The organism is Mycolicibacterium pyrenivorans (assembly GCF_025821625.1).
Classification (GTDB): domain Bacteria; phylum Actinomycetota; class Actinomycetes; order Mycobacteriales; family Mycobacteriaceae; genus Mycobacterium; species Mycobacterium pyrenivorans.
This window is the reverse complement of record NZ_JACKSH010000050.1, coordinates 117,617-130,690: the sequence shown is the minus strand read 5'-3', so window position 1 is coordinate 130,690 and position 13,074 is coordinate 117,617. Positions and strand designations below refer to the sequence as shown.

Annotated in this window: 12 protein-coding genes; 4 read left to right on the top strand and 8 right to left on the bottom strand. The window is 67.0% G+C overall.

The features are described 5' to 3' along the window. Positions 1-95 precede the first annotated feature (95 nt). The 4 genes from H7I57_RS07510 to H7I57_RS07495 form a co-directional block, all read right to left on the bottom strand. Positions 96-1,232: an alkaline phosphatase family protein gene (locus tag H7I57_RS07510; RefSeq protein WP_264022747.1), complete on the bottom strand. Its 1,137-nt coding sequence runs from the start codon at positions 1,230-1,232 to the stop codon at positions 96-98. Position 1,233: 1 nt separating this feature from the next. Continuing rightward, the gene (locus H7I57_RS07505; RefSeq protein WP_178360274.1) at positions 1,234-1,674 is read right to left on the bottom strand and encodes a response regulator; all 441 of its coding nucleotides are present in this window, start codon (positions 1,672-1,674) and stop codon (positions 1,234-1,236) included. Continuing rightward, positions 1,671-3,251, bottom strand: a complete 1,581-nt coding sequence (locus tag H7I57_RS07500) for a sensor histidine kinase (RefSeq protein ID WP_264022797.1) — start codon at positions 3,249-3,251, stop codon at positions 1,671-1,673. The genes H7I57_RS07505 and H7I57_RS07500 overlap by 4 nt, the downstream gene beginning before the upstream one ends. A gap of 92 nt (positions 3,252-3,343) precedes the next feature. After that, a complete protein-coding gene (locus H7I57_RS07495; RefSeq protein WP_264022746.1) occupies positions 3,344-4,519 on the bottom strand; it encodes a PP2C family protein-serine/threonine phosphatase in 1,176 nt (391 codons plus the stop codon). Positions 4,520-4,760: 241 nt separating this feature from the next. On the opposite strand from H7I57_RS07495, the gene H7I57_RS07490 reads away from it, so the two are divergent. Both H7I57_RS07490 and H7I57_RS07485 read left to right on the top strand, forming a co-directional pair. Next, positions 4,761-5,975, top strand: coding sequence for an acyltransferase family protein (locus tag H7I57_RS07490; protein ID WP_264022745.1), 1,215 nt, complete (start codon positions 4,761-4,763; stop codon positions 5,973-5,975). A gap of 61 nt (positions 5,976-6,036) precedes the next feature. Beyond that, positions 6,037-6,726: an Rv0518 family GDSL lipase gene (locus tag H7I57_RS07485; protein ID WP_264022743.1), complete on the top strand. Its 690-nt coding sequence runs from the start codon at positions 6,037-6,039 to the stop codon at positions 6,724-6,726. A gap of 74 nt (positions 6,727-6,800) precedes the next feature. Here H7I57_RS07485 and katG read toward each other — a convergent pair whose 3' ends face one another. Together katG and H7I57_RS07475 are read right to left on the bottom strand one after the other, a co-directional pair. Further along, positions 6,801-9,041 (bottom strand): catalase/peroxidase HPI, encoded by a 2,241-nt coding sequence (katG, locus tag H7I57_RS07480; protein WP_264022742.1) that lies wholly within the window; start codon positions 9,039-9,041, stop codon positions 6,801-6,803. 37 nt (positions 9,042-9,078) lie between these two features. Further along, positions 9,079-9,528, bottom strand: coding sequence for a Fur family transcriptional regulator (locus H7I57_RS07475; protein WP_264022741.1), 450 nt, complete (start codon positions 9,526-9,528; stop codon positions 9,079-9,081). Between the two features lie 82 nt (positions 9,529-9,610). On the opposite strand from H7I57_RS07475, the gene H7I57_RS07470 reads away from it, so the two are divergent. Beyond that, complete coding sequence (locus H7I57_RS07470; RefSeq protein ID WP_264022740.1) at positions 9,611-9,904, top strand: Dabb family protein; 294 nt, start codon at positions 9,611-9,613, stop codon at positions 9,902-9,904. Positions 9,905-10,041: 137 nt separating this feature from the next. Then, positions 10,042-10,221, top strand: coding sequence for a globin family protein (locus H7I57_RS07465; RefSeq protein WP_264022739.1), 180 nt, complete (start codon positions 10,042-10,044; stop codon positions 10,219-10,221). Positions 10,222-10,402: 181 nt separating this feature from the next. Here H7I57_RS07465 and H7I57_RS07460 read toward each other — a convergent pair whose 3' ends face one another. Continuing rightward, on the bottom strand, positions 10,403-10,939 hold the full coding sequence (locus tag H7I57_RS07460) for a transposase (RefSeq protein WP_464489543.1): 537 nt from the start codon (positions 10,937-10,939) through the stop codon (positions 10,403-10,405). A 23-nt stretch (positions 10,940-10,962) separates the two neighbouring features. After that, positions 10,963-12,384 (bottom strand): group II intron reverse transcriptase/maturase, encoded by a 1,422-nt coding sequence (ltrA, locus tag H7I57_RS07455; RefSeq protein ID WP_504928634.1) that lies wholly within the window; start codon positions 12,382-12,384, stop codon positions 10,963-10,965. Between the last annotated feature and the right edge of the window lie 690 nt (positions 12,385-13,074).

Here is a 13,074-nt window from a genome sequence, read left to right as displayed (position 1 = left end):
CCTCAGCCAGACCGCCATACCAGCCGGACCTCCCGCTGAGTCCCTCGAGCACAGCCCCTGAACTGCCACGAGCGTGGGCCGCCGGTCCGCTGGGCTCAGCGATGGGCGAGCAGCAGCGGAATCGTCTGTTCGGCGTCGGTGAGCGACCCATGCTGACCAACCAGCGAAGATTCAATCGGTTCGACTGCGCGTCGCAGCAGCCCCGACGAACCTCGTGCGGCAGCGACCACATCACCGATGCGCGGGCGCACCTCGTCGGCGACCCGGGCTCCGAACCACCCCGCCGCGATCGCCTCGTCGCCCGTCACCACCCACGCCCGGTCACCGAGGGTCGCCCGCCACGCGTCCAGGACGTCCTCGCGCGCCCCCGCCCGCGTGTAGACGTGCCGCGCCCGCACCTCCCCGCCGATCGCGTCCACCCCGTCACGCAGTGACTCCGTGGCGTCGATGTCCACCGCGTCGGCGTCGTCGAGAGTCACCATGCCGTGATCAGCGACCACCGCGAGCAGTCCGCCGCTCGGCAGTCCCTCCACGATCGACTCGACCAGCGTGTCGACCTGCCTCAGCTGCATTCGCCACGCCGCCGAACCCGGACCGTGCAGGTGGCCCACCAAGTCGAGGTCAGCGTGATACGCGTAGCAGAATCCACCGTCCGCCAAGGTGTTCCGAACGGTGGCGCCCAGATCGCCGAGTGCGTGCACACCGATATAGCGGCCCCCGCGCAGCACCGCGCGGGTGAGACCCGACCCCGCGAACTGGGCGCCCGAGATCACGCTGACCGCGACGCCCGTCGACGCCGCACGTTCGAACACCGTCGGTGCGGGCTGCACCTCTTCGGGGCGCGCGTCGTCGCGCAGATCCTCACCCCACGGGTGGGGGCGCCAGCGCAGCGCATTGATCACCCCGACGTCCGGCAACCGGAACGACATCCCGACCATCCCGTGCTCGCCCGATCGGAGCCCGGTGCCCACCGCCGCCAATCCGGCGGCCGTCGTCGAGGGGAAGCCGACCTGCAGAGTGGGCCCCCGAAGCCCCGCCAGAACCGGAGCATCGGCGGCATAGGTGTCCAGAAGGTCGGCGCCGAGGCCGTCGATGAGCAGTACGCACGCCCCCGCGACGTCGTAGGGCAGCGGGATGCGCGGCGAGAAACCGGCGACCCCCATCGCGGCCAGCACCGACGGCGTCACATCCCCGAGATGGGGGGTCGCCGGGTCGAGGCGCGGCAGCTCCACGTCAGAACTGCGGAAGCCGGACCACCTGCACGAAGAACTCATCGATCTGCCGGACCGCGTTCATGAACTGATCCAGATCGACGGGCTTCGTCACGTAGGCGTTGGCGTGCAGCTTGTAGCTGCGCAGGATGTCCTCTTCGGCCGACGAGGTGGTCAGCACCACCACCGGGATGTGGCTGAGCTCCGGATCGGACTTGATCGTCTCCAGCAGCTGACGGCCGTCGTACTTCGGCAGGTTCAGGTCGAGCAGGACCAGGTCGGGACGCGGAGCGCCCTCGTAGGCGCCGCGCCGGTACAGGAAGTCCAGCCCCTCCTCGCCGTCGTGCGCGACATGCAGGTTGTTCTTGATCTTGTTGTGCTCGAAGGCTTCCCGGGTGATCAGCTCGTCTCCCGGGTCGTCCTCGATGAGCAGGACGTCGATGGCGCGTTCGGCCGGTGTCATGTCGGTGATCCTTCCAGTAAGGGGGTCGCTGTGTCATGTGCCGCAACGGGCAGGGTGAACCGGAAGCGGGTGCCGTCGGTGTAGTCCGTGTCGATCCAGATGGCGCCGCCGTGGTGCTCGACGATCTTCTTGCACAGCGCCAGGCCTATCCCGGTTCCGCTGTAGACATCGCGGCCGTGCAATCGCTGGAAGATGATGAAGACCTTGTCGATGAACTCCGGCGCGATGCCGATCCCGTTGTCCGACACCGAGAAAGACCACTGAGGATTGTCTTCGTCGACGCTGTCCAGGCATTCGATGACGATGCGCGGCTGCACCCCCTCGCGGCGGAACTTCACGGCATTGCCGATGAGGTTCTGCCACAGCATCGTAAACAGTGTGGGATCGCCCTTGATCGTCGGCAGTCCGTCCGGCGGGCGCTGGATCACCGCACCCGACTCCTCGACGGAGGTCGCGAGGTTGCTCAGGGCCGCGTCCAGCGCACTGTCGAGGTTCACATCGACGTCGGCGGCGTTGAGCCGCCCCACCCGCGAGAAGGTGAGCAGATCGTTGATGAGCACCTGCATGCGCTTCGCCCCGTCGACCGCGAAACCGATGTACTCGGTGCCCCGCTCGTCGAGTTGGTCGCCGTAGCGCTTCTCCAGCAGCTGGCAGAACGACGCCACCTTGCGCAACGGTTCCTGCAGGTCGTGGGAAGCCACATAGGCGAACTGCTCCAGTTCGGCGTTGGAGCGCCGGAGCTCCTCGGCCTGCACGTCGAGCGCCTCGGTGGCCGCGCGCGAAGCCTCGAGTTCTTCGACGATGCGTTGTCGCATGTCCTCGACGTCGATCGCGATACCACGGATGTCCTTGGGGCCCTGCGGGGTGATCTTCTCCGAGAAATTGCCCTGCGCGATGCGCCGGCAGGAGGCGGCCAGTGATCCGAGGGGACGCACCAGTGCCCGGCGCAGCAGCACGGCCAGCACGACCATCGTCACCGCGAACACCGCGAGCATCGCCAACAGCACCGCGTCGCGCCAGGACTTGATCCGCTCCAGCTCAGCCGCGCCGTCATCGCGCGCCTGGGCCAGACGCTCGTTCTGGTCATCGAAAAGACCACGAAGCCGGTCGAATTCGGCTCCGCCAAGCTCCGTGGTCGCGGCCACGTCGTCACGCGGCACTCCCGCGATCACCGGCTCGGCGTACGACGTGCGCCAAGTCCCGGCAGCCTGCTCGACGGTGTCGAGGTCCGTCAACAGGTCTGGTCGGCCCTGTTCGAACACCCGCATCTTCGTCGAGGCCGCCTGCTCGTCCGTCCTGCCCTGGTTGTAGTCGTCGAGGAACTGCGGGTCGGCGGTGACGAGGTAGCTGCGAATCGCGGCCTCCTGATCGCGAAGCGCCGCCTGCATCTGGTAGGCCGCCACCCGCGACGGCTGGATCTGCAGGGTGAGTTGCCGCGACATGTCATCTGTGCGGTTGAGCAGGACCGCGGAGAAGATACTGCCGACCAACACCACCAAACCCATGATCGACAGCACGACGTACTGCCACCCCTGCACGGTCAGCTGGGCCACACGGTCGCGGCGCTGCGAACTCATCGCCACCTTCTGCTCTTCGCGCAAGCGCTCATCGCCACCTTCTGCTCTTCGCGCAAGCGCTCACTGCCACCTTCTGCTCTTCGCGCAAGCGCTCATCGCCTAGCAGTCCGCTCCACTCGGACCACCGCGATGTCGTCGCTGATGCCGCCGTGGGACTGTGCCCGCTCCTCCACAGCGTCGACGAGCGCGTCGACGAACTCGCGACCGGGGAGTGCGGCCAGCGACCGGGCCAACTCCAGCAACCCCTCCTCGCCGAGGCGTTCGTTGCCCCGTCCGGTATGCCCCTCGAACATTCCGTCGGTGAGCAACACCAGGCCCTTGCCCGGGGGCAGCTCGACCTGTTGGGCCTTCCACTCGGTGGCACGCAATCCGAGCGCGGGCCCGCCCGGGGGCTCGACCCACTCCACGGTGCCGCCACCGTGCAACAGCATCCCGGGATGTCCGGCCCGAACCGCGGCGATACTCGACCCCTCCGGCGGAATCGCCAGGCTGAGCACGGTGGCGAAGATCCCCGTGCCCGCCCGCTCGGCAAGCAGGATCCGCTCCAGCTCCCGCATCCGATCGGATCCGCGCAGGTTGGCGAAAGTCAGGGCCCGCCAGGCGATCCGCAGCGCCACCCCCAGCGCGGCTTCGTCGGCACCGTGACCGGCGACGTCGCCGATCATCACGTGCACGGTGCGGTCCGGTGTCTGCACGAAATCGTAGAAATCGCCGCCGAGCAGTGCGTTCTCCCGGCTGGGCCGGTACTGGGTGACGATCTCGACGCCCGGATCGTCGAGCAACAGCGGAGAGGGGAGCAGACCGCGTTCCAGCCGCGCGTTCTCGCGGGCCCGCAGCTGGCTGGCATGAAGGTCGACGGCGGTCAGCTCGGCGCGTTTGCGCTCGATCGCATAGCGCACGGCTCGCCGCAGCATCTCAGGATCCACCCGGCCCTTGACCAGATAGTCCTGGGCCCCGGAGGCCATGGCCGAGACGCCCACGTGCTCGTCGTTGAGGCCGGTGAGCACGACGATCGGGATGGTCGCGTCCTGAGTGGCGATGCGGTTCAGCCCGTTGATGCCGTCGGTGTCGTGCAGGTGCAGATCCAGCAGGACGCAGTCGGGCCGGGCGTTGGCGATATGGCGTTCTGCCTCGGCCATCGACTCCGCCCACACCACGCGGGTGTCGAAGCTGGCGTCGGCGATCAGCTCTTCGACGATGATCGCGTCCGCACGGTCGTCCTCGACCAGGAGCAGCGACAATTCCTCGCCGTCAGTCGGCACGTGCATGCGCCCCGGAATCCTCGGCGGCACGGGCCCCTGGCGCGCACCGATCACCTCTGTTGACAATTTCTCGACAATACCTTGGGCCGGCAGTCGCGCGTGGCGATGTGCCCGCGCGGCGTTGCGGACCGCCGTTGCGGCGGCCGCGCTGGTAAATTGCGACCCGTCGCCGTTGGTGTCTGGGGGGGTGGCCACGAGCCGTTTCCTTGACCGACGAGCATCGACCACCTGCAGAAATCCCGACGAAATGAGTCGTGTGCGCACCGGAGAGATCAGGGCCTTGTCCGGCCTGCGGATCGTCGCCGCGCTGTGGGTGGTCCTCTTTCACTTCCGGCCGCTACTGGCCCAGGCATCGCCGTCGCTGAGTACCGCGCTGGCCCCGGTTCTCGACGCAGGCGCGCAGGGCGTCGACCTGTTCTTCATCCTCAGCGGGTTCGTCCTGACATGGAACTACCTCGACCGGATGGGGGAGTCCTGGTCGGCGCGGGACACGCTGCGGTTCCTGTGGCTTCGGCTGGCGCGGGTGTGGCCGGTCTACCTGGTCACCATGCACCTGGCCGCCGCGTGGATCATCTTCACGCTGTACGTCGGCCATGTGCCTGCCGAACCGCCGGTGGTCGAATCGCTGAACGCGACCAGCTGGGTCCGGCAGGTGTTGCTGGTTCAGCTGTGGTTCCAGCCGTATTTCGACGGATCGAGCTGGGACGGTCCGGCCTGGTCGATCAGCGCGGAGTGGCTGGCGTACCTGCTGTTCGGCGCCGTCGTGCTGGTGGTGTTCCGGATCGCGTCCGCCACCCGAGCACGCGGGCTGATCTGGCTGGCGATCGCCGCCTCCCTGCCACCTGTGCTGCTCCTGCTGGCCAGCGGCGTGTTCTACACCCCGTGGAGTTGGCTGCCCCGAATCGTCATGCAGTTCATCGCCGGCGCCCTGGCCTGTGCCGCGGTCCGCAAGCTCCAGCTGTCCGACCGGGCCCGGCTGACCGCGGGGGCCGCGTCGCTTCTGCTGGGCGGGGCCATCGTCGGCGGGCTGTACCTGCTGGACGCGTATCCGCCCGGGTCGATCTACGACGCGGGTGGCCTCGTCGACATCCTCTTCGTTCCGCTGGTCATCACGCTGGCTGTCGGCGTCGGCACACTGCCTGCGCTGCTGTCCACCCGGGTGATGGTGTACCTCGGGCACATCTCGTTCAGCCTCTACATGCTCCACGAGATCGTGCACACCGCATGGAATTGGACCGCCCGGCAGTTCGAGATCACGTTGACGCCGGACTGGTCGGCCAAGCTGGTGGTGCTCGCCCTCATCGTGCTGGCCGGTCTCGGGGCAGCGTTTCTGTATCACGTGGTCGAGGAGCCGGCACGCAAGTGGATGCGCCGGATGGTCGAGACCAAGCGGCCGCGCGCGGCGCTGCCCGCCGAACCGGCACCCAGCAGGTTGCAGTCCGTCGGGGCGCGTGCCGGATAACGGTTCTCCGTGCGCGGCGAGTCGGCCATGATCCGGGCCCGTTCGACCCTAGGCTGGTCCGGTGAATCGGCTGTTGACCTTGGTGCTCTCGGTCGCCGTGCTCTTCGGCACCTTCAGCGCACAGCTTCCGCGAACCCAGCATCACGAGGTGCGCCTGGCGGACTTCGCCGTCAACCGTGTTGCGGTGATAGGTGACTCGTACACCACCGGAAGCGACCAGGGTGGCAACGGCACGAGCGGGTGGCCGTCGCAGGTGTGGCAGGCGCTGACCCAGCACGGAATCGCCGTCACGCCGACCGTCGCCGCCGAGGGCGGGGCCGGATACTGCACGCGCGGCAATCGGGGCAGCGTCTTCGAGGACCTGACCGTCAGGGCGGTCAAACCCACCGACGTGCTCGTCGTGTTCTTCGGATCGCGCAACGACATGAACGTCGACCCGACGCGGCTGTCGATCGCGATGTACGGCACCTTGAAGCTGGCCCGCCAGATCGCCCGGTCGGCGAAGTTCCTCGTGGTCGGGCCGTCGTGGCCGACGGCCGACCCCCCGCAGGAGATACGGCGGATCCGTGACGTCCTCGGTTACCAATCCGAGCTGGCCGGGGCGACGTTCGTCGATCCCATCGCGGCACGCTGGTTCGTCGGCAAGCCCGAGTTGATCGGCGCCGACGGGGTGCATCCCACCGATGCCGGGCACACATACATGGCGGAGAAGCTGGCCCCACTGATCGGCGCTCAGCTCAACCCGTACTGAAACCCGCCGGACCGCAGCAGAAAAGGGGCGCCCGGCCCTGAAGCTCGGCCGGACGCCCCTCTCCGTTCGGGCTGTTACTCGAGTCCCTTGCCTGCGTCGTAGCGATCGGCGTCGAGCACCTTCGCCCACGCGGCGACGAAGTCCTTCACGAACTTCTCCTTGGCGTCGTCCTCCGCGTACACCTCGGCGACCGCCCGCAGCTGCGAGTTCGAGCCGAAGAGCAGATCGACACGGGTGCCGGTCCACTTCTGCGCCCCGCTGGCGCGGTCGGTGCCGACGTAGGTTCCGTCGTCGGCGGACGAGGGCTTCCACTCGGTGGCCATGTCGAGGAGGTTGACGAAGAAGTCGTTCGTCAACGTTCCCGGCTTGTCGGTGAGGACACCGTGCTTCGTGCCGCCGAAGTTGGTGCCCAGTACACGCAACCCGCCCACCAGGACCGTCATCTCCGGTGCCGACAGGCCGAGCAGGTTCGCGCGGTCGACGAGCCGGAACTCGGCAGGCAGCTGGCCGCCCTTGCCCAGGTAGTTGCGGAAGCCGTCGGCAGCGGGCTCCAGGTAGGAGAACGACTCGGCGTCGGTCTGCTCCTGGGTGGCGTCGCCGCGACCCGGGGTGAAGGGGACCTCGATGGCGAACCCGGCATCCTTGGCCGCCTTCTCGACACCGACCACTCCGCCGAGAACCACCAGATCGGCGAACGACACACCAGTGGCTTCAGAGTTGAACGACTGCTGGATCTCCTCGAGCGTGCGGATCACCTGGGCCAGCTCGTCGGGCTCGTTGACCTCCCAGCCCAGCTGGGGCTGCAACCGGATCCGGCCACCGTTGGCTCCGCCGCGCTTGTCACTGACGCGGAACGACGACGCGGCCTTCCACGCCGTCGAAACCAGCTGCGACACGGTCAGACCCGAATCGGCGATCGCGCTCTTGAGGGTGGCGACATCGTCGGCGGACAGGGCGGAGCCTGCCGGCACCAGGTCCTGCCACACCCAGGTGTCCTTCGGTACCTCGGGTCCGAGGTAGCGGACCACCGGACCCATGTCGCGGTGCAGCAGCTTGAACCAGGCCTTGGCGAACTCCTCGGCCAGCTCCTCGGGGTGGTCGAGCCACCGGCGGGTGATCCGCTCGTAGATCGGATCCATCCGCAGCGCGAGATCGGAGGTCAGCATCGACGGGTGCGTCTTTCCGGTGCCGAAGGCCTCCGGTACCGAGTTGGCCCAGCCGCCGTCCTTGGGCCGCCACTGGTTGGCACCCGCGGGGCTCTTGAACAGCTCCCACTCGTTGCCGTACAGGATCTCCAGGAAGCTGTTGTCCCACTTGGTCGGGGTGTGGGTCCAGATGACCTCGAGCCCGCTGGTGATGGCGTCCTTGCCGACACCGGTGCCCTGCGGGTTGCGCCAGCCCAGACCCATCTCCTCCAGCGGGGCCGCCTCGGGCTCCGGGCCCACCAGTTCGGCGTCACCGTTGCCGTGCGTCTTGCCGAAGGTGTGCCCACCGACGATCAGCGCGGCGGTCTCCACGTCGTTCATCGCCATCCGGCCGAACGTCTCGCGGATGTCGATCGCCGACGCCAGTGGATCCGGATTGCCGTTGGGGCCTTCGGGATTGACGTAGATCAGGCCCATCTGCACCGCGGCCAGCGGGTTCTCCAGATCGCGCTTGCCGGTGTAGCGCCTGTCGTCCAGCCACTCGAGCTCGGGGCCCCAGTAGACGTCCTCCTCCGGCTCCCAGCGGTCATCGCGGCCGAACGCGAAACCGGCGGTACGGAACCCCATGTCCTCCAGCGCGACGTTGCCGGCGAACACGATCAGATCGGCCCACGACAGCTTCTTGCCGTACTTCTTCTTGACGGGCCACAGCAGGCGGCGCGCCTTGTCCAGGCTCGCGTTGTCCGGCCAGCTGTTCAGCGGAGCGAACCGCTGCATGCCTGCGCCCGCACCGCCACGGCCGTCGCTGACGCGGTAGGTACCTGCGGCGTGCCACGACATCCGGATGAAGAACGGGCCGTAGTGACCGAAGTCGGCGGGCCACCAGTCCTGCGAGGTGTGCATGACCTCGACGATGTCGGCGCGCACCGCGTCGACGTCGAGGGTCTGCACCGCGGTGGCGTAGTCGAAGTCGTCGTCGAGCGGGTTGATGACGTCGGGGTTCTTCTGCAGGATCTTCAGGTTGAGCTGGTTGGGCCACCAGTCCCGGTTGCCTCCGCCTTCGACGGGGGCGACGACACGACCGAACCCGGCGGGGCAGCCACCTTCGGTCTGGTCGGTCTGGGCTTCTCCGATCGGCGGGCTGTCTTCGATGGGGCGATCATCGGGCACGGCAATTTCCTTCCGTAGGTGGTGAATTGGGCTGTGATCACGGTTGTGATCGGGAAATCTCCTTCAGCGAGCACTCAGGGCAGACGCCCCAGTAGACGACCTCGGCCTCGTCGACGACGAAGCCCTCCAGATCACCGGCCGGATCGAAGGGAACCAGGCAGGGCGCTTCGCCGACCGCGCAATCCACATCGGCGATGGAACCGCAGGACCGGCAGACGACGTGGTGATGGTTGTCGCCCACCCGCGATTCGTAGCGGGCCACCGATCCGGAGGGCTGGATCTTGCGCACCAGGCCGACCGCGGTCAGCGCCGCGAGCACGTCGTAGACGGCCTGGCGGGACACGTCGGGCTGAGCGGTGCGCACGGCACCGAAAATCGTGTCGGTGTCGGCGTGTGGTTGCGCCTGCACGGCCTCGAGAACGGCTAGCCTCGGACGCGTCACGCGCAAGTCCGCGCCGCGGAGCAGGTCCGCGTAGTCCGAAGGCACATGGACATTCCTACGTCGTTTTCTGGACTGAGTCAAGTTTTTTGCGAAAGTGGTCCGAACTGCGCGCTGTTAGGGTGCCCGAATGATCCGAAACGTGGTGCTCGCCAAGCTGAAGACGGGTTACGACGCCGCCGAGGTGGAGCAGATCCAGGACGGCCTGCGCAATCTGGACTGTCCGGGAACCCGCCACTACACGGTCGGGACCGACGCCGGTCTGCGCGACGGCAACTGGGATTTCGTGATCGTCGCCGACTTCGAGGACACCGCGGCCTACCGCGGCTACGACGAGGATGCCGAGCACAACGAGTTGCGCGCCCGACTGGCGCCGTTCATCGACCAGGTGGCGCGGGCCCAGTTCGAGCTTCCCGATTCCTGACCCGTCGTTGCCGACTCCCCGTGGATACGGCGTGTGGCCGTACTTCGAGAACGTCGACGTCAAGCGACTCAAGGGTAATCAGCGCTCGTTCATCGCGGCGGCCATCGGCGGACCCGAGCCCTACCTTCGGGCATCCGATGCGAGAAGCCCACGCGCGCTTCGACATCCAGCCCGCGCATTTCGACCGGGTGGTCGATCATCTGGTGGCGACGCTGAGTGGGCTCGGCGTTCCCGGCGACACCATCGAAGCGATCGGAGCCACTCTGGCGCCGCTCAAGGGCGAGATCGCCCCGGACTCCTCGGTGCGCGCCGGCTGACTGCCCGCGCTAACCCCGATTTTTCGTCCGAGGTGGTGGCGCTCGAACTGTGCGGCGGGATGGGTTGGGAGTTGGGTTCTGCTGTTGTGGGGCGTGGTGGGGTGGTCCCGTGTCGCCGGGTGGGCGGGCTTTCCCAGGGCCAGTGGGCCTTTCGTGATCGTTCGGTCGGGTGGTGAGGGGTCTATCTGAAGGCGGAGCGGATGTGGTGCCAGGCGGTCGCGATCTGTGCGGCCCATCGCCAGGTGGCGTCGATACGCAGCCGTCGTTGGCGGGCGCTGCGGGTGATACGGGCGGCCACATGCAGGACTCGGTAACGGAAGGTGGCAATCTCGGCGCGGGCCAGCCCAGGCTGGTTACGAAAGCCGATGAGCCGAGCCCAGGTGACCAGGTCAGCTGCGGCCAGCACGATTTCCAACCATGCGGCGTTGGCCCAAAACGAGTGGCAGGGCAGGTTACGCAGGCCGGTGGCTTTGAGTTCGCGGATACGGTCCTCGACGCGGGCGTGCTGACGGTGGCGCAGTTCCAGACCGGCGACTTGGCCTGCCACGACACCGGGCGGTGTGTCGGTGATGAACGCGGTGACCCGCATCCCGTCGGCGTCGGTGAACCGCAACTGCGCGCCCGGATGGTTGAGTCGGCCCGCAGCGCGGTGCCGGCGTTGCCGCCGGTCCGTTTCTGCGGGCCGCTCGCCGAACCCGGCGTGCGCGTCTCCACGCACCGGGCTCTCCACGGTCTCTGCCGTCAGGCGTGGTTGGCCATGGCCCAGGGATTGGGGATCTTGGTGCCGCGGTACCGATATCGCTCAGTTGGTACCCGGCCGAGGTTAAACAGTTCGACCCCGTCGGCTGACGGCATCTGCCAGCGGCCGTTGCGGCCGATGAGATGCCGTCGAAGATCGGTCCAACTCCACCGGTGCAGTCGTAGCCACCAGCGCGCGATCCTGTGCCACACGAAAATGGCCAGGGACTGCATCACTCGTTTGGCGACTGCGTAGCGGAAATAGTTGGACCACCCGCGCATGATTCGGTTGAGCCGGATCAGCACGTCCCTGGGTGGCTGTTGCGAGAGCCTGCTCGTCAGGGCACGAATCTTGTCCCTCAGCGATCGGATCGGCCGATCGGCGATGAACACATAGACGTACCACTTGTCCGTGCCTCGCTTGCACTTCCACTGGATGCGGAAGCCAAGGAAGTCGAACCCTTCGCTCATGTGCACGACACGGGTCTTGGCTTCGGAGAAGCGAAGACCCAGTGGCGCCAGTATCTGAGCGATCTCCTCGCGTAGGTTGTTGGTGTGGTCGCGATTGCCGAATACGAGCACGACGAAATCGTCGGCATAGCGGACGATCCGCCAGTTCGGCAGGCCTGCCCTTCTGCGGCGAGCGCGAATCACTGGGGTACTCATGGTCCCACCCGGCTGCCACGGCCCATGAACGTGCTCATCGAGCGCGCTCAGGGCGATGTTGGCCAGCAGCGGGGACAGGATGCCCCCTTGCGGCGTGCCGGTCGGGTTGTCCTCAAGGTGACCGGTTTCGGTCATCACTCCAGCCTTGAGGAACGCCTTGACCAGCATCAACACCCGCTTGTCTTTAACCCGCGCTCGCACACGGTCCATCAGGGCCGTGTGCTCGATCGAGTCGAAACACGCTTCGATATCGGCATCGAGCACCCAGCGGTAGCCTTTGGTGCCCAGATACTGAATCTCCGCAACCGCGTCGTGTGCCCGTCGCCTCGGCCGGAACCCGTAGGAGACCGGCAAGAAGTCGGCCTCGAAGATCGGTTCCAGCACCAGCTTCAGCGCCGCCTGAACGACCCGATCCGCTATCGTCGGAATCCCTAACTTTCGGACTTTCCCGCTGCCCCCCGGTTTGGGGATCTTACGTTCCCGCACCGGAAGTGGGCGAAAAGAGCCATCCTTCAGTTGAGTTCGCAGGTCGTCCAGAAACCCGGGCATCCCGATGCTGGCCTCCACGGCGACGACGGTCAACCCATCGACGCCGGGAGTCTTCGCCCCGGCATTGCCCGCGACCCGATCGAACGCTACGAGCAGCGTCGATGGATCGTGCACGAAGTTGAACAGGTCATCGAACCTGCGACCTGGATCGGTCGCCGCCCAATGGTGAAGCTTGGCCTGCATCCCCGATACCCGAGCGCGTGGACCCATCAGGTTCACCTCGTCTGGGGCGGTGGTGTTCACCATCGCGTCTTTCGGCATTACAGTCTCCTTCCCTTCTCGATACCGCTGCCGTCCTTCCCCAAGCGCCGGGCTTTCCCCAGCTCGGAGTACTACAACGGCTCCGCCCCATCTCGACCCGATCGGCGGTCGGTGCGCCCAGCCGAACCAACCAGACCGGGTGCCCGGAGAATCGGCGGGACCGAGATGGTTCCCGTGTTCACTGCGATTCGCTCGACGGAGTAGGAGCCCGACTCTGCCCCTGCGGCCTCACCACGATTACCCCGCAGCGCTTCACCGTGGTCTCCGGGCCGACCGACCTATCCGGCCCAGGAGTTCCCCACCAGCCCTCGGTGGGTGTGCACCGCCCCGGCCCATATCCGCCAGATTTGAGCCGGTGCAAGATGAAGGGACGTAAACGCCGGTTCCTTGCGTACTCCTTTCCGTCACGCTCGCCGGACCCGCACCATCTGACAGTGCTGACACGTCCCGGCTTTGTCAGGGCCGCTTGCCACCCTCCCCGTCACCACCCGGGTCAGGCTGCCCTCAGCTTCACCGTCCTGCTGCGACAGGATCGGCGACGTCGGTCTTTCACCTCCGTTCGAATCAACAGCGCCTCACGGCGCACGGGACGTTCTTTGCGCAGGATCAGCCTCGTACCTGGCGGCCAGCTGCTCAGGG